The organism is Burkholderia sp. FW306-1C-G01B (assembly GCF_058781685.1).
Genome location: NZ_JBYSWZ010000009.1, coordinates 312,554 through 334,562 on the forward strand (window position 1 = coordinate 312,554; position 22,009 = coordinate 334,562).

Annotated in this window: 4 protein-coding genes (1 of these 4 only partly in view); all 4 read right to left on the minus strand. The window is 71.1% G+C overall.

Features of this window, described 5'->3' with window-relative positions; all coding sequences use genetic code 11:
* Tightly spaced (each overlapping or abutting the next), the 4 genes in view from AC3WLY_RS20125 to AC3WLY_RS20140 form a layout consistent with a single transcriptional unit that may run on beyond the window.
* On the minus strand, nt 1-1,230 hold the full coding sequence (locus tag AC3WLY_RS20125) for a hydroxymethylglutaryl-CoA synthase (RefSeq protein WP_310140822.1): 1,230 nt from the start codon (nt 1,228-1,230) through the stop codon (nt 1-3).
* The gene (locus AC3WLY_RS20130) at nt 1,227-1,496 is read right to left on the minus strand and encodes an acyl carrier protein (protein ID WP_175959403.1); all 270 of its coding nucleotides are present in this window, start codon (nt 1,494-1,496) and stop codon (nt 1,227-1,229) included. The genes AC3WLY_RS20125 and AC3WLY_RS20130 overlap by 4 nt, the downstream gene beginning before the upstream one ends.
* Nucleotides 1,493-2,557 (minus strand): LnmK family bifunctional acyltransferase/decarboxylase, encoded by a 1,065-nt coding sequence (locus AC3WLY_RS20135; RefSeq protein WP_175959404.1) that lies wholly within the window; start codon nt 2,555-2,557, stop codon nt 1,493-1,495. Before AC3WLY_RS20135 ends, AC3WLY_RS20130 begins: the two co-directional genes overlap by 4 nt.
* Nucleotides 2,544-22,009, minus strand: the 3' portion of a protein-coding gene (locus tag AC3WLY_RS20140) for an SDR family NAD(P)-dependent oxidoreductase (protein WP_492310512.1). 1,369 nt of this gene lie beyond the right edge of the window; the window shows 19,466 of its 20,835 coding nt (coding positions 1,370-20,835); its start codon lies beyond the right edge, outside the window; its stop codon occupies nt 2,544-2,546. Before AC3WLY_RS20140 ends, AC3WLY_RS20135 begins: the two co-directional genes overlap by 14 nt.

Sequence of the window (22,009 nt, forward strand, 5' to 3'; positions counted from 1 at the left end):
CTAGATCCACTCGTAATGGCGTTCGTAATCCGCGATCCGCGCCAGCGCGAGCAGCCCTGGCCGTGTGGCCGGCAGCAGCGGGAGATCGTCCTCGATGCGCACGGTGCGCGAACTGACGGGCGTGATCGCACCGAGCGTGGTCCGCAGCAACGCCTCGTACTGCTCGAACGACACGAGCGTGCGCGCCGCCAGCGCGTCGGCGATCGCGAACGGCGCGAGCGCGGCGCGCGAACGGGCGTCGACGACCCCGCTCAGGAATTCCGACGAGCATCCCGAGCCGTATGCATAGAGCCCGACGCGCACCGGCGCGTCGCCGTCGCGGTTCTCGATCAGGCTGGCCAGCGCGAGGTAGAGCGAACCCGAGCACATGTTCCCCACCTGGCGCGGATAGACCAGCGAAGGCTGCAGTCGGCGCGCAAAATCGTCGCGCAGCACGGCGGGATCGGACAGCTTGGCGACGTCGCGCATCATCTTCCGGTGCGCCGCCTGCACGATGCCGGCGAACGGCGTGTGCATGCATAGTTGTCCGAAGGTCGTCACGAAATCGGCTTCCGGCACGCGCGACTGGTAGTCCTTGAAGCTGTTGCCGAGGCAGTCGAGATAAGCGAACAGCGACTTGTCGACGTCGGCGATGTCCTGGGTCGGCAGCGGCCGCGCGGAATCCATCGTCTCGTAGCTATAGAGGCCGAACGCGCCGCGGTCGATCGTCAGGACCTCGGGCGCCTCGCCGAGCAGCATCGCCACCGCGCCGAAGCCGGTCGACGGCTCCGCATACCCGGCCCGCGCATCGACGAGCGAGATATCGGTGGCGATGACGAGAGCCTTGCCGCCGGGCGAGACGCCGGAGCCGAGGTAGCCGAGCGCCATCTGCAGCGCGGCCGTCGCGCCGTAGCAGGCCTGCTTGACCTCGAGAAAGCGGCAGTGCGGCCCGAGCCCCAGATAGCGATGCACGTACGACGACAGCGACTTGCTGTAATCCACGCCCGACTCGCTCGACACGATCAGCATCTCGATCCGGTCGGCGGCCTCGCCAAGCTGGTCGATGATCGGCTTCGCCGCGTTGACCGCACTGGTGACCGGATCCTCGAAGCCGAGGCCGAGCGAACGCCGCTCCTGCTGGATGTTGCCGATCCGCTCGGGATCGAGGCCGCGCCCCCGGAACAGCTCGGCCACGTCGATCGCCGCGACGCCGGCATAAACGTTGAGCTTTTCGATGCCGACTTCGCTCATGCCTTCCCCTCCCGCAGCGCGGCCAGCAGCGCGATCAGCGCGTGCAGGTCCGGCACGTCGCTGAAACGCGACATCGCGACGCTCAGCCCGAAACGTTCGCGCAACGACATGATGATCTCGACGCGGTCCACCGAATCGGCGCCCAGTTCCTTGAGATGCCGGCGCTCATCGATGCCCGCCGCGTTCAGCGCCGGCATGATGTCCAGCAGCACGCTATGGACCTGCTCGCGGGTATCGCGCAGCACGGTGTCGGATGGTACGGTCATGCCTTTTCCTCACAACAGAGTTCGATGATCGCCAGCACGCGGCCGCTGTCGCGCTCGCTGATGCCGATATCGAAGACTTCCCGGCCCGGCTGCGCCGGGACCTCGAAACGCCGGATCCGGATCGCCAGGCTCGTACAGGCGTCCGCATTGGCAAGAAACAACAGGCGCTGAGACGTGACGACGCGGTCGAGAAACGACGCGTCGTCACGTCTCAGCTGGCGCCAGGCTTTCGCAAGCGCACTGTCGGCGATCTCGAAATAGCTCGCGAAATAGAGCAGGCCGACGCCGTTCAGGTCGCGCCCCATGTCGACCTCGTAGGCCAGCCGCAGGTCGTCGCGCAGCAACAGCGTGCCGTCGTCGGGCACGAAACTGCCGCCGCGGCGCGCGGCGTCGTAGGCGGTGCGGGGCGACAGTTCGGGCGGCAGCCGGTCGAGATGCTGGTAGCGGAACCCGGACGGCGCCGCCGACTGCAGTTCGCGGTTGCCCTGGCCGCGACGCTGGATCCAGCGATTGAAGGTTTGCGCGTACAGACAGCCGGGCAGCCGCGCGTGCAGCATCTCGTGCGCCGACACCGTGGCCGGCAACTCGCGCGAGGCCGGCGCGAGCCGGTGGACGGTCAGGATCGATTCCGGACCGAAGCCATAACAGCGCGACACCACGTGCAGCCGGTCGCCGAAGGTCGGCACCCGCAGATGAAATGCCTGGTCGCCGATCAGCTGGTAGTAGAAGAATGACAAATAGGTCGGCACGTCCTGCGCGTCGGTGGCGCGAAACGTATTCACGCCGCACAGGTGGCTGACCGCCTCCCAGGTCCAGTCACCGATCTGGCCGGCGAGGCGGGCGTTATGGCCGCACATGGCGGGCTTCACGGTGACGAAGCGCGACAGCACCTGATCATCGACCCGCACCAGGGTGTCGGGTTCGAAGCCGGCGAAAGTTTCCAATACGGTCATCGTTACAACACTCACTTCAGGGTTGTGGAGGGCCTCGCGAGACCCGGGCCGCCCGCCAGGCGGCCCGGACTTCGCGAGCGGGGTCCGGTTGGCGTCAGTCGAGCGCATAGGCGCGGCGCTCGAGCGGATCGGCAGCGGGCGGCGTCCGCGACGCGACGGTATCGACGAACGCATCGATCAGCGCATTGACGCGGGCATGCGAGGTCAGGCTCGGGAAATGGCCGGCGTCGTCGAGCTCGACGTAACGCGCCGCCGGAATCGCCGCGTCGATCTCGTGCGCAATCGCGCGGGCGATCACGGTGTCGTGTTCGCCGTGGATCAGCAAGGTCGGCACCTGCAGCGCGCGGGCGGCGTCGAGCAGGCTCGGCCGCGCCGCGAACACGTCGAGATAGCGCAGACCGATCTTCGGATCCATGCTTTCGCATTCGGCGAGCAGGCGCTCGTATTCGCCGCGCGGCCGGTCGAGCGTCACGCCGGCGCGGTCGAGCGCGTCGAAATCCTCGCGCGCGACCACCGCGAGACGATTGACTTCTCCGCGCCGGTTGCCGACCTTGTACGAGCTGCCGAGCAGCACAAGCCCGCCGACGCGCTCCGGATAGGCATGCGCGACCGCGAGCGCCGTCAATCCGCCGAAGCTTGCGCCGGCCACGACAAAGCGCGAGGCGATCCCGATCCCCTGCACGGCCGCCAGCACGAGCCGCGACAGTCCGGCGAACGTGAGGTCCGTGCCATACGTCGTCATGCCCGCGCCAGGCGCATGGACGACCACCACGCGGCGGGTCCGGGCCAGTTCGGCGAACTGCGGCGCGAAGAAGCCGGCGCCGATATTGAACGGATGCAGCAGGACGACCGGCTCGCCTGCGCCGCACTCGAATACCTCGATCTGCGCGCCTTCATACGGAACCAGATGCCGTCGGACGGCCGGCTGCCAGCGGCGCGCGACCTCTTCGTTGCGAGCCGCTGGCGCGCCCGGGGCAGCGTCGGCCAGCGCCTCGACCACGTCGTCGGGCACGCTGTCGCGGATCACGTATTGCGCGGCGGCGCCGGCACCGCCGGGCACGCGCAACAGCTCGGCCGGGGCCGCGGCGGCGCGTGACGCGGCGAAGGCCGCGTCCAGCGCGTCGAGGGCTGCGTCGTCGAGCCCGACCGGAACGGCGAGCCGGATGCACTGCCCCGTTTCGTCGAGCCCGGCCGACAGATGCGGCGCGGCGCGCACGCCCGCCACGTCGTAAAGCCAGGCCAGCGCGGAGGCGACCGGCTCGGCGTGGCCCGCGCACCAGGCGGCGGCATCGATCAGCACCGCATGAGCGCCGGCGGCCCGCACCGGAATGCCGGCCGCCGCGACGCTGGCTGCGACGCGCGCGACATTCGCCACCCGTGCGGCGACCGCCTGTTCGAGCCAGTCGCGGTCGGCCAGCGCGCTCGCGAGCAGGCGCCGGCCTGCCATCGACACGTCGTGGCCGCGGTCGCGCACGCGCTGTTCAAGCGCCCGCGTGATCGCAGGGTGATTGCTGGCCACGAGCCCCCCCGCATTGACGCCAAAATCCTTCGACATCGACAGCGTCAGCGCATCGGCCAGGCCGAACAATTCGGCGGCGACCTCCCAGAACGGTCGGGCGCTCGACTCGCTGATCATCCACGCGTTCTCGAGCCCGCGCGTCGCGTCGAACACGAGCGGAATCGACGCGGCCGCGAGTCGTGCCTTCACGGCGCGCAGATTGTCGATCGAGATTGCCCGGCCACCGGTCGCGTTCGGCGCCAGCTCGATGCAGCAGAGGCCGAGCGTCGCCCGATGCTGCTCGATCATCCGGTCGAGATGCGCGAGATCGATATCGGCGCTGTGCGGCAGCGTGGTCAGCCGATGCGGCACCCAGCCGAGTTCGAGCTGGTTGAAGGTCCAGGTCTGGAACAGATGGTTTTGCAGGATGCCTTTCCTCGGGCCCTCGGCCGCGCGCAGCAAAGCCATCTCGGCGGCACGTCCCGACGGCGCCGCCTGCACGTACGAGAACGGCAGCAGGCGCTGGTCCGCGAGGTCGAGGCAGATCGCATTGGCCGTCTCGGTCAGCTCGCGGACCCGCTCGGCGAGCGCGAAGTCGTCGCGTTCGGCCCACGAATCGGTGACCAGCTCGACGATGCCGGCGGCGGGCGACAGGCGCAGCGGATTCCATCCCGCCTCGCGCAGGCGCGCGCGCCGCGGACTTTCGCCGGTCACGGGCGCGCGGTCCGCCGTTACGGCGTCGATGCCGGCCGCCGCGTCATCCGGCACGACGGGCGGCACGCTCGATTCCGCGTCGACGCGCGGCGGAACCGACGGGTTGACGATCAACAGCAGCACCGACGAGACATCGACCGCCGACGCCGCCGCGGGCTGGCACAGATAGACCGGCAAATTGTCCGGCCGGTATTTGTTCTTGAACTGGAAATTGCCGTCGCCGCGGAAGATGCCCGAATCGCGCAATTCGCCGAGCGTGCGCTCGACATGGGGATTCGGATTCGGCGAATCGGCGACGACGACGCCCAACGTCGCGCCGAAGCTGAACATTTGCACGCCTTCCTGCGCGAGGCGCTCGATGATCGTCACGATCGTGTAGTCGAGCCCGCCGTCGCCCATCGCGTCGCCGAAAAACTCCAGATCGAGCAGATAGCCGTTTTCGGACGGAATCTTCGTCACGATGATCGCCGCGACGATCAGGCTGTCCACGCGGGTCAGGAACAGCCGGTGACGCGTCGCGAGAATGCCCGCGCCGATCTCGTGCCGAACCGTGCCGACATACGGATTGACCATGTCCTTGCGGGCGGCCCATTCGTCGATCAGCTCGACGATCCGCCGGTCCGTGGCCGGCTCGCTGCCGAGCACGTATTCCTCCACCGAGACCGCGCCCGATCGCTCGAAGCGATTGATCTTCTTGCGCAGGCGTGTCATGTCCTTGCCGTTCAGCGAAAACGACGCGATGTCGTTCAGGCGCTGCACGGTGCCGAACGAGGTCGCGCAGAACGGCACCCCGGCCAGCTCGGGCAGCGGCATCATCGACAGCAGGTTCGGGCGCAGATTGCGCGACGTCGCCCATTCGACCCATTCGGCCGCCAGCGCGGCATAGCGGCGTTCGTCGACGACCGAACTCCATGCGAGCAGCAGGCCGTCGCGCTCGGAAAAGTTCAGGTAGCCGCTGCCCCCGCTGCCGAGAAAGATCAGCGGCGCGATGTCGCGGCCGGGCAAGCCGCCCTCCTTCGCCCATGCCGCTTCGAGCGAAGCGACCGTGGCGGCGAGATCCGGATACGCGGACAACTCGCGTTTGGCGATCACGGCCGCGCCGTTGGCCAGCCGCTCGGTTCGCACGGGAACGTGTGCAGTCGCGCCGGGGCCCGGACGCGACGCGGCCAGCAGCATCGCCGCGTCGTCGTAGGTCGCGGCGAGCCAGGAGGCCAGCGCTCGCGGCGTCGGGTAATCGAACAGCGAGCTTTTCGGCAGCGGGCCAAACGTGGTTTCGAGGCCGGCGATCACGCGCAGCATGTCGAACGAGGTCAGGCCGGCGTTGCTGAAGTCGTCCTGATCGCCGAGCTGCCGTCCGGTCAGCGCCTCGACGTGATCGCAAATCCACGAGGCGTCGATCGCGCGGGCCGGCTCGCTGTCGAGCGCGTGCGGCTGGGCGGCCGGCTGCGCCGCGGCGCCCTCGGCCCCACGGGTCGCCTCGACCAGTTGCGCGAGCGCCGCGACCGACTCGACGTTGTAGAGCGCCTCACCGCTCAGTTGCGTCGCGAAGCGCTCGTTCACACGGCGCACCAGATCCATCCGGAAGATCGAATCGAGTCCGAGATCGTCGAAGCGCGCGTCGAGGTCGACCTGCTCCGGCGTCATCAGCAGAATCTCGGCCAGATCCCGTCGAATCGCGTCGACGATCGAGGGCGCCGAAGCCGCCGCCGTGACGGTCGCTCCAGCGTCCGTCACGCTCGGCGCACCACGACGCGTCACACCGGCTTCCGGTGCCGATGCCGCCGGCATCGCGTGCTGCGGTGCCGGCGTGGCCGGCAGCGAACGCAGTAGCACCGGGGTCCGCGGCGCGGCAGCGGACACTGGCGCAAGTCCGCTTTCGTTCACGAGCGGGCGCAGCGCCGCGGCGGCGGCCGCATCCCGAGCGGCGGGCGGGGTGGCCGGCGCAACCGTCTCGGCGACCTCGTCGCCGCGCGTCGCGATAGCGGGCGCCGCGAACCAGTGCCGCTCACCCGCGAGCGGCGCTGCCGGCAGCGAGCAGCGCCGGCCGCCGTGCTCCGGCCATGCGGTGCGGGCGGTGGACAGCCACTCGAGCGCCGCGTCGCGATCCGGCGCGGCAAGCAGGTCGAGCCGCGTTGCGTCGCGGGCGTCGCCACGCGCCAGCCTCTGAAGCTGACTCATCAGTTCGGATATCGAGTCGGCCACCAGCACGCTGCGGAACGCGTGCGTGTCGCGCCCGTCGCGCAGCGTGAACGCGACATCCTCGAGCGCGACGTCGCGCGTCGACAGCGCGCTCGCCAGCGCGCCGGCATACGCGGCGAGTCGGCCGGCATCCGGCGCCGACAGCGGGAAGGCGAGCATGGCCGCCGCCGCCGGCTCGCGCACGACGGCCGGCGCGGACTCGAGAATCACATGGCTGTTGGTGCCGCCGAAGCCGAACGCGCTGACGCCCGCCAGCAGCGGCGCGCCATCGGCCGCTGCCCAGCGCCGCCCGTGATCGAGCAGCATGAAGGGCGAGCCCTCGAGGCGGATATAGGGATTGAGTTCGCTGAAATGGCGATTGGCGGCCAGGCGCCCGTGCCGCATGCTGAGCACGGTGCGCAGGAAGCCCGCGATCCCCGCCGCCGCCTCGAGATGGCCGACCGTGGTCTTGACCGCGCCGAGCGCGACCCACGGCGATGCCGGGACGGTGACGCCGGCATCGTCGCAGGCGAGCGCAAACCCTTGCTTCAGGCCTTCGGTTTCGACCGGATCGCCGAGCGGCGTGCCGGTCCCATGGGTTTCGACGAAGCTGATCCGGCGCGGATCAACCCCGGCATCGGCGATCGCGCGCCGGATGACCTGGGCCTGCGCGGCCGGATTCGGCGCGGTCAGCGAATTCGATTTGCCGCCGTGGTTGACGGCGCTGCCGCGCACGATCGCGAGCACGTTGTCACGCTCGGCCAGCGCGCGCCGCAGCGGCTTGAGCACGACCGCGCCGACACCTTCGCCGCGGACATAGCCGTTGGCCTTGCGGTCGAATGTCTTGCACGCAAAATCGGCGCTCAGCATGCCCGAATCGATGAACGCATGAAACAGGCCGGGCGACAGCGTGACATTGACCCCGCCCGCCACGGCCATCTCGCATTCGCCGTTGCGCAGCGCGGCAATCGCCCGGTGCACCGCGACGAGCGCGCTCGAACAGGCTGTGTCGACGACCTCGCTCGGCCCGTGCCAGTCGAACAGATGCGATACCCGGTTGGCGATGATCGAATGCGCGACGCCGGATGCGACATGCGGTTCGACCCGGACACCCGCATCCGTCAGCATGCTTTCGTAGTCGCTCGTCGATGCGCCGACGAACAGGCCGATGTCGCGGCCGCACAGCCGCTGCTGACCATAGCCGGCATCCTCGACGGCCTGCAGCACGGTCTCGAGAAAGAGCCGCTGTTGCGGGTCCATCAGCGCGGCCTCGCGCGGCGAAATCCCGAAGCGGACCGCGTCGAAGCGCGCGACATCCGCGAGGAAGCCGCCCTCGACGCGGCGCGTGACCGGATCGTCGAGCAAGGCGGTGCGATCGGACGGCGGCGCGCCGGTCAAGCTCACGCCGCGCTCGAGGGCATCCCAGAACGCGTCGAGGGACGCGGCCCCGGCGAGCCGGCCGGCCATGCCGATCACCGCGATCGCGCCGGCCTCGCGGTCCGCACCGGCCTCGTCATGCGGGAGATCGGCGGCGGCATCGCTCGGCTGAAGCACGGCCGCGCGCGCCGGCGCCTGCGCCATCGCGTCCGCGGCCGTGCCCACCGTGTGCGAGGCGGTCGCAACGGCCTCGGTCGCGGGCACCGGGGCAAACCCCGCCGCGATCCGCGCGCCATGCTCGCGGCCGAGATAATCGGCGACATCGCCCAGCGTCGGGCATTCGAACAGCACGGTCGGCAGCAGGTCGAGCCCGAACCGTGCGTTGATCCGGTTGACCATGTCGGTCAGTGAGATCGAATCGAAGCCCAGTTCGAGCAGTTCACCTTCGGGATCGACTTCGGCCGGATCGACGAACAGATAGGACGCGCCGATCTGCTGCAACGTAGTCAGGATCGTGGCCCGCAGCGATGCGGGTACGATTGCGCCCGCGGCAACCGGAGCAGCCGCCGGCGCGCGCGTTTCGTCGCGCAGCGTCACCGCCGGCACGAACGCGTTGCCGGCCGGCCCGGCGATGTCGCCGGACTGCGCGGTAAGGCCCGCTGCCACGACCCGAGGCCGCTGAACCAGCGCAAAGCTCGGATGGCGGCCGGCCAACGCGAATTCGAAGGCGGCGAGACCGGCTTCGTTGCTCAGGGCCGCCATCCCGAATCGCTCGCGGAACAGCGCCTCGGTCGCCGCGTCGACGCGCATGCCGCCCGCCTCCCACAACGGCCAGGCGACCGCCACCGTGACGCCGTGCCGGCGCCCCGCCGCGCGTTCGCGCTCGCGCGCCGCGCCGAATTCGATCAGGAAGCGATTGGCGGCCGCGTAGTCGATCTGGCCGATATTGCCGGTCTCCGCGACGAGCGACGAACAGAGCATGAAGAAGTCGAGCGGCGCGTCCGCCGTGGCCGCGTCGAGCGCGAGCGCACCGCGGACTTTCGGACGCAGCACGCGCGCAATCGCGCGATCGGTCTTGTTCAGCAACAACGCGTCGTCGGTGACGCCCGCGGCATGCAGCACCCCGCGCACCGGCCCGTGCCGTTCGACGATCTCGGCGACCGCATCGGCGAGCGCATCGGCATCACCGACATCGACGCGGGCGTACACGACATGACTGCCGCGCACGCTAAGGCTCGCCATCCATGCCTTCAGCTCGTCGGTCGCCTCGGCGCGGCCCAGCACGACCGCCGTCGCGGGGCCGCGCGCAACCAGATGCGCGGTAAACAGCCGCCCGAGTGCGCCCGCGCCGCCGCTCACGATATAAACCGCGCCGGGACGCACGTCGGCCGCAGCCGTCGTATCACCCGGCATGGGCTGCAGGCGCCGCACGAGACGCGCGTCACCGTCGAGGCGCACCATATCCTGTTCCGCCGGTGCGCAGAGTTCGTCGGCCACACCCTCGGCCTGCTCCAGCGCCCCCGGCGCAATTGCCAGATGGCTGCAGGCAAGCCACGGAAACTCCATCGCCAGCGTTCGCGTTGCGGCCGCCAGCGCGCCAGCGACCAGATCGCCGCTGCGTCCGACGACCAGCAGACGCACCTTGCGCCCGTCGCGGCCGGCCTTCAGCCGTTCGAGCAGACGACGCTGGCCGGCCAGTTGCGCGGCCAGCGCCGACGCAGGATCGGCGCCGGCGGCGTCGAGCAGCAGCAGCACCGCATCGAGGCCCGACAGCGGCGCGCCGTCGTCGTGAAGCACGGACCAGCCGCGCTGGCGCAAGGCTGCGCCGACGACGTCACGATCGGCGCGATCGCCGCCCGACAGCAGGACCGTGCCCGCCGTCATCACGGCGGCCGGACGCGGCGTCGCGCATTCGACTGCGCACAGATATTCCGGACCGGCGTTGCCCGGTTGCGCCGGCGGCTGCGGCAGCGCCGCGATCCTCAGGCCGTCGAGCCGCAGCACCACATGGCCGTCCGCATCCCAGAGCGTCAGGTCGAAACGCGCCGTGTCGGCGGTGCGCTCGGCGAGCACGACGCGTGCCCGCTCGGGCGCGCCGAATTGCATGACCGCGTCGATCGAGACCGGCACCGCGGGTTCGCGCGCCAGCAGCGCAACCAGCTGCATGGCGGCATCGACGGCGACCGCGAAGGCCGTATCGGCTACGAGCAGCGTCGCGTCGAGATCGCCGACGACGCTGTCGTCGGTGGTGGCGAAGCGCGCCACCGCGCGCAGTTCGGGACCGTATTCGAAGCTGCCGGCACGCAGCCGTTCGTAGAGCGTCGCGCCTTCCGAGCAGACTCCGTGGGTCGCCCACAGTGCGGCAAGATCACGCGGAGCCGACGCGCACGACGGCAGTTCGGCCGCCAGCGCGCGTGCGACGATCTCGCCGTCTTGCCCGCGTACCAGCATGCCGTCGGCATCGTCGGAGACGGGCAGCTCGATGCCGCCCCCCTCGACCACCGCCTGGCGCAGCCAGCGCACCGCCCGCACCGCGCGCGGCGCGTCAGGCCCCTGCCTATCGAGCATCAGGTCCAGCAACGCGGCACCGGGCACGAGCGCGCGGCCGCCGATGCGATGAGCCGCCGCGAGCCGCGTGAGGCGCGCGGCCGACGGCGCGGGCCGCGCATCGGCGGCGGTCCCGGGTGGCGGCGTCATCCAGATCCGCTTGTGCTCGAATGGCACGCTCGGGAATCCGCAGCGCACGGGCGCCGCATCCCAGGTGCGCCGCCAGGCGATCTCATGACCATTGACCCACAGCTCGCCGAGCTGGCGCAGCCCGCGACGCGCGATCAGCAGCGCGATCAATTCTTCCGCGACACCGCCGAGCGACAGCGCGCCTTGCCCCGCCTGCGGCGAAACCAGCGCCGCCGCATCGCCGTCGGCAATGGCGCGGAGTGCGGCCTGCAACGCATCGAGCGACGCGGCCATGGCGACCGCGCGCACCGGCAACGCACGGCGGCCCGTCTGGCTCGTGAAGCAGAGACGGCTCAGCGACGCGTCGGGATGACGCTCCAGCCAGTCGGCTACGCGCCGCGCATACGCGGCGAGTTGCGCCGGGCTGTTGGCCGACAGCAGGAACGCCTGCTCGCCCGCCGTCAGCGCAGGCACGCGGTGTTCCTGCCATTGCTGCAGGATCACATGAGCGTTCGCACCGCCGGCTCCAAACGAGCTGACGCCGCACGCCGATGGCCGGCCGTCGCCGGGTGACGCCAGGGGCTGCAGGGTGCGCGCCGGCATCACGGCAGCGCCGAAATCGATCTTCTCGTTGAGCTCGTCGAGGCCCGCGCACGGCGCAACCGCGCGATTTCTCAGTTGCAGGATCGCCTTGGCGATCCCGGCGATGCCGGCGGCGCCCTCCAGATGGCCGATGTTCGACTTGACCGAGCCCGCCAGCAACGGCGTCGGCCGGCCGGTGCCGCCGTAGGCCCGGTTCAGCGCGGCGATCTCGATCGGATCGCCCAGCTGGGTGCCGGTCCCGTGCACCTCGATCGCGCCGATCTCGTCCGGGGCCAGGCCCGCGCGGGCCAGCGCCTCGGTGATCACCTCGGCCTGCGCGTTCACGTTCGGCACGGTGTAGCCGCCCGTCTTGCCGCCCGCATTGATCATGCTGCCGCGCATCACCGCGAGAATCTCGTCGCCGTCCGCGAGCGCGTCTTCGAGCGGCCGCAGCAGCACGGCGCCGACCCCTTCTCCGGGCACGATCCCGTCGGCGGACTTGTCGAAGGTGCGGCAGGCCAGCCCCGTGCCGAGCATCTGCATCGCGCTCAGCGCGATATGGTGCGCGGGGTGCAGGATGACGTTCACGCCGCCGGCGATGGCCTGGCGGCATTCGCCGCGGCGAATCGCTTCGCAGGCGAGATGGAACGCCGTCAGCGACGACGAACAGGCCGTATCGACGGCCATGCTCGGGCCGCTGAAGTTGAACGTGTAGGACACCCGATTGGCCACCGACCAGTACGGACTGTGCCCCAGGTTGAACTGGCCTTGCGGCCAGCCCGCTGCCGCCGCGATCTGCCCGTACGAACCGTACATGATGCCGACGAACACGCCGGTACGCGTTTCGCGCGTGTCGCTGCCGTTGTGGCCGGCCTGTTCGAGCAGGTCCCAGCAGCTTTCGAGGAACAGGCGCTCCTGGGGGTCCATCGCCGTCGCCTGGCTAGGCAGGATGCCGAAGAACTTCGGGTCGAACTGATCGACGCCGTCGATGAAGCCACCCCACTTGCCGTAGCTGCGATGCGGTTGCGGCGTCGGATCGAAATACGCATCGGCATCCCAGCGCTCGGCCGGGACGGCCACGATGGAACGGCGACCGTCACGCAGGTTGTCCCAGAATGCATCGAGGTCAGGCGCGCCCGGATAGCGTCCGACCGCCGCGATCACGGCGATGTCGCCGTCGCGCCGGCCGGCGTGTTGCGCGGGCCGCGCCGTCAATGCCGTCGGCGCCGCCGGCGTCACGGGCGCCGGCTCGCCGACCGGTACGAAACGGCCCGCGTCGGCGCCATGCGCGTCCGCAGACGCCGCACGCCCGCCGTCATTGACGGTGCCCGATCGCGGCGTCAGCCGCCGCGCGACCTCGGCGGCCCGCTCGGTACGCAGGTAACCGGCCACTTCGGCGATCGTGAGCCGTTCATAAAGCAAGGTCGACGGCAGGTCTGCGAAATCGGCCTTCAGCGCGCGCAGGACATCGGTGCCGAGCAGCGAATCGACGCCGTACGACTCGAAGGTCTCGTGCGGATCGAGTGCGTCGGGCTCGAGCTTGAGCACGCCGCCAAACACGCCGCGCACATAGTCGAGCACGACGGCGTCGGCCGGCGCGGTCACGCTCGCGCGGCTGGCATTCGCCGCCGGGACCGGCATTGCCGCCCGCGGCGCGTACTGCACGTCTGGCGCCGCGGCGCCTGAATCGTCGGCGGGCATCGCGACGGCACCCGCCAGCGCGGCCAGCGCATCGCCCTTGTGCTCGACAAGGTATGTGGCCACTTCGGCGATCGTCAGCTTCTGGTAGAACAGCGTCGACGGCAGCTCGCCGAAATCCTGCCGCAGCGCGCGCAGCAGATCCATGCCCAGCAGCGAATCGACGCCGAACGTGTCGAAGGTTTCGTTCACGTCGAGCGCATCGGCATCGCACTTCAGCACGCGCGCGAACACGCCCGCGAGATATCGCTCGGCCGCCGGCCGCGCCGTAGCGGGCGCACCATGCGGCAACGGCCCGCCCGACGACGGCTTGCCTCCATCTGTGTACATCGAATTCCCCTGTATCGAGTGAACCACGGTCGCGACGGACGGAGCCGCCGCGTTTTCAAGCGTCAAGCCGAACGATGCGAAACGGCCGGGATCGGCATTCATCACCATGGCCTGCGGCAAACCGGCGCCGAGCTGCATCCGCAGACAGGCGAAGCCGTCGGTGGGCTCGATCGAACCCACGCCGCGGGCGGCCATTTCGCGTCGATAGCGCGGCCCCGAGACGATCCCGACGCTGCCCCAGTAACCCCAGTTGACGACGAAGACCGGTGTGCCGCAGCGGCGGCGCAGCTCGCCACCCCATGCATCGAGATAGGCGCTCGCGGCCGCGTAGTTGCCCTGTCCGGGCGAATCGAGCAGCGACGACACCGACGAGAACAGCACGAACTTGTCGAGCGGTTCGCCTTCGAGGCTGCGATGGAGATTCGCGCATCCCGCGACCTTCGGCTCCAGCACGCTGGCCAGTTGCTCCGGGCGCATCGTGTCGAGCGTCGCGTCATCGAGCACGAGCGCGCTGTGGATCGCCGCGCTGATCGGGCCGAACCGGCTGCGGATCACGCGCACCGCGTCGGACAGCGCCGCCTCGTCGCCGAGGCTGGCCGACACGTAGATCACGCGGCCGCCCAGTTGCTCGATCTCGCGCATCCGCGCGCGGATCGATTCGTCGAGCGGCCGGCGCCCGATCCAGCCGAGCGCGGCGCCATGCATGCGCGCGAGCTCCTTGCTGAGCGCGAAGCCGATCCCGCCGGCCCCGCCGACGATCACGCAGGTCTCGCCATCCCCGAGCAGCCGGTGCGGCGTCACATGCGCGACGGGCCGCATCACGCGGCCGTACCAGCGGCCGCCGCGCAGCGCCACCAGGCCCGGCAGGCCGGCGGGCCGCAGGGGCAGCGCCTCGCGCGACGCGGCGCTGTCATGCGCGAGGTCGATCACCTGGAGCCGCAGCCCGGGGCGCTCGGCCGCCGCCGTGCGGGCGATGCCGGCCAGCGCCGCCTGCACCGGACGCACCGGCGCCGTGGCATCGACCGGGACCGCGCCGGCCGTCAGCACGGTGACCCGCAGGCTGTCGGATTGCGGGGCGCAGAGCCGGGCGAACAGCGCGCGCGCCGCTTCGAGCGTCTGGGCGGGTTCCGCTTCGCCGAGCGCGCGCGCGTCGATCACGAGTTCGCCAGTCACGGCCTCGGGTAACGCGCGATGCGCATCGGGACCCAGCGGCAGATAGGTCCGCTCGCCGGACGGCTGCGCAGCGCCGGACGGCATCTCGCGCCAGCGCGGCTCATAGAGGCGGCTGCCGCCGTCCGGCGAGGTCACGAGCCGGAAGCCCGACACTTCGAGCACCGTATTGCCGTCCCGATCGCACGCGGTCACGTCATAGCAGCCGTCCCCGATCCGCTGCGCGACCACCGTCACGACAGCATCGAGCGACTGATTGAGGCGCACGGTGTCGATCCGGCGCGGCAGCTTGAGCGCCGTTCCCTCTTCGAGGACCGCGACGACCTGGAGGATCGCGTCGAGGGTCTGGATCATCCCCCGCCCGGAATCGGCGCGCAGCCACGCGACGGCGCCCTGCGCGTCATGCATGACGCGCGTGATCAGCCGATAGCCGGGCCCGTATGCAATGCCGGCGCGCGCGAACCGGTCGTAGAGCACGTCGTGCTCGATCGCGCGCGGGTAGCCGGCGACGAGCGTGTCCAGCGCCATGCGCGGCCGCGGCCGGCCGGCCCCCTGCGGAACGCAGCGGGCACGCGCAAACGACGGCTGGCCGGCGATGCGCATCTCGATGTCGTAGCGTCCCTCGTCATCGACGCTGCCTTGTATTTCGAGCGTGACGCGGCCGGCCACGCGGGCGGGCGTCAGCCATTCGACATCGGACAATTCGACGGGACGAAAGCGCTGGGTGCGTGCGCTGTAGTAGAGGATCGCTGCGCCCGGCACCCAGTGCTGCCCTTGAACGCAATGGTCGCGGACCCAGTCCGTGTCGGGGTCGATCGTCTCCTTGACGGTGTTCTCCAGAAGCGCGCGGATGGGGCCGGTGGCGCCCGGCGCGACGACGGACGGCGCCGCGCCGGCCGAATCGGGCACCCAGAAACGCTGGTTGCCCAGCGGGTAGCCGCTCAGCGCGATGCGCCGCCCGCTGCGGCGCCCGAAGAAGCCGCTCGGGTCGAGACCCGCCTGCCCGCTGCAGAAGCGCCCGCCGAGCGTGGTCAGCGCCGCGCCGTCGAGCGCCCGATCGAATCCGGCGTTCGTATCCTCCGCTGCGCAATGCGCGGAGTGAACGCCTTCCAGCGTTCCCTCGGCCAGCGCACCGCGCAGCAGCGCGATCGCCTGGACGGCGTCGCCGGCGACGATCGCGCACCGCTTGCGGAAGACCGCGCGCCCGACACCGAGCGTATAGGCGACATCGCTCAGCGCGGCGCCGCGCTCGAGGTCCGCGACGAGGCCCTCGACCTGTGCGCGCAATGCCGGGGTGGTGCGCGCCGAGACCAGCAGCAGATGGCCTTCGTCGACGAGATCGCCGGCGTGCGGCCGCGCGGCTTCCGGCGGCGCCTCCTCCAGCACGAAGTGCGCGTTGGTACCCGACATGCCGAAGCTGTTGACCGCGCCCATGCGGCGTCCGCTCGGCCCGACGGGCCACGCGCGACGCGTCGTCACCACCTCCAGCGGCACGCCGCCCAGCTCGATGTTCGGATTCATCGTGTCGAAATGCAGGCTGGGCGGGATCTCGCGATGCTGGAGCGCGAGCGTGACCTTGATGAGCCCGGCGATTCCCGACGCCAGCGTCGTGTGGCCGAGGTTCGACTTGATCGACCCGACGCCGCAGGGCGGCAGCGTCGCGCTGCGGCCTCGCATCAGCCCCGCGAGCGCCTTCAGTTCGATCGGGTCGCCCAGCTGCGTGCCGGCGCCGTGCGTCTCGATATAGGCGATATCGTCGGGCGACACGCCGGCCGCCGCGTGCACGCGACGTTGCAGCACGAGCTGCGCGTCGGCCGACGGCGCGGTGATGCCGTTCGTCTTGCCGTCGCCATTGATCCCGCTCGACCGGATCACCGCGTAGATGCGATCGCGATCGGCCAGCGCGGCCGACAGCCGCTTGACCACCACCAGCCCGGCGCCTTCGCCGAGCACGAATCCGTCCGCCGACGCGTCGAACGACGCGCACCGCCCGAGCTGCGAGAGCATGCCGGACTTGCTGTTCCAGATGTGCATCTGCGGGGTGACCATCAGCGCGATGCCGCCGGCCACCGCCATGTCGCAATCACCGCCGCGAATCGACTGGCACGCGAGATGGAGCGCGACGAGCGACGACGAGCAGGCCGTATCGACAGCGACCGTCGGCCCTTCCAGGTTCAGGAAGTAGGCAATCCGGCCGGCGAGAATCGACGCTGCATTGCCGAGGAACACCTGCCCCGAGTCGGTCGCACCCGCCGCTTGCAGCAACTGCATGTAATCGCCCGCGGCCGTGCCGACGAACACGCCGCAATTGACGCGTCGCTCGGGTCCCACCGCGTGACCCGCGTCCTCGAGCGCACGCCACGCCTGTTCGAGAAACACGCGCTGCTGCGGATCCATCAGTTCGGCTTCGCGCGGCGAAATGCCGAAGAACGTCGCGTCGAACCGGTCGATATCGGTGACGAGGCCGGCCACCTTGCTGCTCGTCTTGCCTGGCGTGGTCGGATCGGGATCGTAGAAGCGCGCGATGTCCCAGCGCTCGGGCGAGATTTCCTCGACGCTGAAGGTGCCGTCGAGGAGGTTGCGCCACAAGGCGTCGGCATTCGTCGCGCCCGGGTAGCGCGCGGACAGGCCGATGATCGCGATGGCGTCGTCCGCCGCGGTGGCCGGCGGGGCGCCGGTTTCGGCGGCATCAGGTTCGGCCTCGTCCGGCGTGGTGTCGGACTCGGTCGTCCCGGGTTCGCCCGCGCCGCGCGTGGCGTCCAGCGCCGGCTGGTCGGGCAGCGCCGCATCCGCGGTCGGCGCGAGCTTCAGGCGCAGCGGCGGCGCGGAAGACAGCGCGGGCGGCGCGATGTCCGCCGTCGGGCGCACCTCGACACTCGCGCGGCTCGCAGCGGCGACCACGCTGGCCAGCGACAGCGGCATGGCAACGGGCTCGCGCACCGGATCGAGCGCCTCGCGCGTGGCGGCTGCCGGCTGCGCCGGCGCATCGAGCGCGATGGCGATCAGGCCGTCGCTCGCTGCCTGCGCGGCAGCGACATGGTCGACCAACGCGTCGATGGTCGGATGATCGTAGACCAGCACCGAATCGAGATTCAGGCCAAACGCGTGGTTCAGGTCGCGCACGATTTCGACGGCACCGAGCGAATCGAGCCCCATCTCGGCAAAGGTCCGACGCGCGTCGAGTTCGTTCCGATGCACAAACAGATTCCGGCAGAGCGTCGTCTCGATCTCGTTCCGGACGCGCGGCTTCACTGCGTCGGCGGCCGGGTTCGCGCCGGCTTGCCTGGCCATGACGCGCGGCGCGGCCGGCGCCGCCTGCTCGGCGTGCGCGCGCCCCTCGGGCGGGGCGGCGTCGGGCTCGGCGTGTCCGGTTCGCGCGCGAATCCCGGACACGAGATCGGCATGCAGCACCGCGTCATGCATCGCGGCCTCGCGCGCGATCACCTTCGCGAGATCGGCGCCGGTCCGCTCGGCCAGTTCGCGCTTCAGCGCGTTGACGACGGGCGCGGACTGTTCGGCGATCGCATCGGCGATCCGCAACGCGCTCTGCAGCACCTGCGGCCCGTCGACGAATCGCAGGGCGACGCCCAAGGCCTCGAGGTCGCGCCCGGCATAGGCGGCGGCCGTCATGCACATTTCGGCGGCCAGCGCGGCGCCGAAGCGGCGTTCCAGCGCATAGGTCGCGCCGAGGCCCGGCGTGAAGCCGAATTTGACGAAATTGGCGCTGTAGGTGCCGTCGCGGTCGAGCACGACGTGATCGGCATGCAGCCCGAACGTCAGCCCGCCGCCGGCCGCGTGGCCGCGCAGCGCGGCGATCACGGGCACCCGGCAGCGCGCGAGTCCCTCGTAGAGGAACGGCACGTCCGTGAAGCTGCCCTCCTTGCGCGCGAGGCGTTCGAGCGCCGACGGCGTGCCGCCCATGCTGAACACCTTGTCGGTCCCCGTCAGCACCACCGCGCGCACGGCCGGGTCGGCCTCGATCGCGCCGAACGCCGCCGCCAGGCCGTCGAGCAGCGCCTGCGTGAACATGTTGTTATCCGCGACCGCCTGCATCCTGACGAGCGCCACGCCATTGGCGAGCACCTTCAGGGTGACCGGGTCGCTGCCTGCCACATCGATCATGTTGGAATGTCCTGTTGATTCGGAGTGTCGGGGGGCGGGCGACGTGACCCGCGCCGGCGCCTGGGCAGCCCCCTCGCGCTGCCAGCGGCCGATCCAGAAGCCGTGCGCGTGAAGCAGGCGGGGCACCGGGAGGGCCACGCGACGCACGCGCGCGCTGGCCCATGGCGCTGCGAGGTCGACGTCGTACCCGGCCACCCAGCGCTCGACCGGACTGGCATCCGCCGCGACGGGCGTGGCGGCCGCAGCTGCGTCGGCCGTCCCCGTCAGCACGCCCGCCACGACTTCGCCGCGCACGTAGGCCCGCAGCAGCGCGACCGCGTCGCCGAGGTCGGCCGCGCGGCAGGCGATCCGGTGGGTCAGATGGCTGCGATTCGCCTGCAGCGTGTAGGCGATATCGGCAAGGCGTAGCGGATGACGACCGCCCGCGCCGGCACCCGCGAGCGGCGCGTCGGGATCGACCTCGCGGCCGAGCCGCCGCACGAGCGCCTGGAGATCCGCGCCTTCGATGCCCAGGCTGCGCGGCGTCTCGTCCGGCCCGAGATCCGTGGCGGACACGCTGACGAGCTCGGCCGCGATCGCCAACGCGTCGGGCCCGGTGTGGCCTGGCGCCGCCTCGAGCGCCTGCGCCATCCGGCCCGCGTAGTCGCTCAGCCCCGCCGCGTCGCGGGCCGACAGGACGAGCCACTGCGCGCCCTCGCCGGCGGGCTCCGCGGCTGCCGGATGAACCGGGGGCTCGTCGATGATGAGGTGCGCATTGGCGCCGCCGGCGCCGAACGCGGATACGGCGGCCCGCCGCGGCGCGCCGGCGCTCGGCTGCCACGGGGCGAGCGCTTGCTGTACGTGCAGGCCGAACTGCGCCATCCTCGCCGCGCCGTTCAGCTCGCTCGAGTGGAGCGACGGCGCGAGTTGCCGCGCGCGCGCCATCAGCAGCACCTTGGTCACCGCCGCGATGCCCGCCGCGCTTTCGAGGTGCCCGACGTTCGACTTGACGGACCCGATCGGCAGCGTCGCGCCGCCTTCGCGACCCAGCACGCGGCCGACGCTCTCGATTTCGATCGGATCGCCCAGCGCGGTCCCGGTGCCGTGCGCCTCGACGTAGGACACGCTGGCACCGTCGATACCGGCATCGCGCAGCGCGCGCGACATGACCTCGGCCTGCCCGGCCGGGCTCGGCACGGTGAAGCCGCTGGTGCGGCCTGCGTGGTTGAGCGCATGCCCACGGATCACCCCCCACACGTGATCGCCGTCGCGCAGCGCGTCGCGCAGCGGGCGCAGCAGGACCGCGCCGACGCCCTCGCCCGGCACGTAGCCGCTGCCGCCCGCGCCGAAGCTGCGGCACCGCCCATCGTCGGACAGGAACTGGCCCTGCGCGAGCTGCAGGTATTTCTGCGGATGCACGGCGAGATTGACGCCCCCGGCGATCGCCATCGTGCAGGCGCCGCCCCGCAGCGCATCGATCGCGAGGCCGATCGCGGTCAAGGACGACGAGCACGCGGTGTCGACCGCCATGGACGGACCGCGCAGGTCCAGCGCATACGACACGCGGTTGGCCACCGACGCATGCATGGCGGCCGGCGCGACCTGATCCGGATCGCCGCATAGCTGGTAGTGATTCCACATCACGCCCGCGAACACGCCGACATTCCGGTCCGCCAGCGCGCCCGCCGGATGGCCGGCGGCCTCGAGCAGCGTCCAGCAGGTCTCCAGGAACAGGCGCTCCTGCGGATCGGCGCGTTCGGCTTCGCGCCGCGACATCTGGAACAGCGTCGCGTCGAAGCCTTCGATATCGCCGAGAAAGCCGCCCCACCGTCCGTATGTGCGACCTTCGACGCCGCGCTGCGGGTCGAACAGCGCGGCATGATCCCAGCGTTCGCGGGGCACTTCGGTGATCGCGTCGTGCCCGTCGCGCAGACGCATCCAGAATGCGTCGATATCGTCCGCGCCGGGATAGCGGCCGGCCAGGCCGACGATCGCGATCTCGTCCGCGCGCTCGGTCGGCGCCGTGCCGGTCTCGCGCGCCGACCCGGCCGCGAGCGGCACGGCATCGCCGTCGTCGTCGCCGCGTTCGCGCGACAGCCAGTCGCGGTAACGCGCCGCATCGCCGTGCAGCACCGCGAGCGTCGCGTCCTCCCGCCGCGGGCGCAGCGCGGCTTGCAGGCACGCGAACGCGTCGGCGCTCGGCAGCGGACGCAGGCCCGTGCGCGCCATCGCCTCGTCGAGATCCGCGCCGCTCAGGCGCATGCCGCCGTCCGCCCACAACGGCCATGCAAGGGCCACGGTGGTGCCGCTGCGCGTCGGATCGAGTCGCCGTCGCTCGGCAAGCGCCTCGAGCATCGCGTTGGCGAACGCATAGACGCCCTGCCCCGGGTTCGGGCGCCATGCGGCCAGCGACGAAAACGCGCAGAACAGCGTCAGCCGGTCCCGCGCCGTCGCTTCGTCGAGTATTTGGAAACCCGCCACTTTCGACCCGGTCACCGCGCGGCAAGCTTCCGGCGAGACCGTGAAATGCAGTGCGTCCGACTGCACTCCCGCCACATGGAACACCGCGTCGATCCCGCCGAAACGCTGCCTGATCCGGTCGAGCACCGCATCGAGCCGCGCCCGGTCGGTCACGTCGCAGCGTTCATGCTCGATGCTGGCCGGCGCAGGCGTCCGCGCCCATTCGGCCAGCAGCGCGGCATCGGGTTCCGAGCGGCCGACCACGATCACGCGGGCCCGCGCCTGCGTCGCCAGCCAGTGCGCGAGCTGCACGCCGATGCCTCCCGTCCCGCCCGCGATCACGCATACCGCTCCGTCGGGCAGCACCGGAGTGCGCGCGCCGGCGTCGCCGGTGGCAACGGTGCGCGGCACCAGCGCGCGTACGCGCGAGGACCCGTCCGGCAGCGCCGCGACAAGGCCCGCGGTCGCGGGAAATGCGTCGCCCGCCCGCGCGAGCTCGTCGAGGACTGCGTGCTGCCAGCCGTGCTCCGGAACGAGCAGCGCGCGCGCCGCGATGCGCGGGCTCTCGACGCGCACGCCACGCAGGAACGCGGCGAACCCGTGCAGCGTCACGGACGCGGTTTCGCCGCGCTCGACGACCAGCAGCTCGATCGGTCGCGCGCCGTGATGACAGGCCGTGGTCCAGCGCGCGAGCGCGGCCAGTTGCACGTCGGGCGTGCTGTCCTGATCGCCGAACCAGACGAGCGCATCGGGCGCACCGTCGCCGCGCGCGGCCA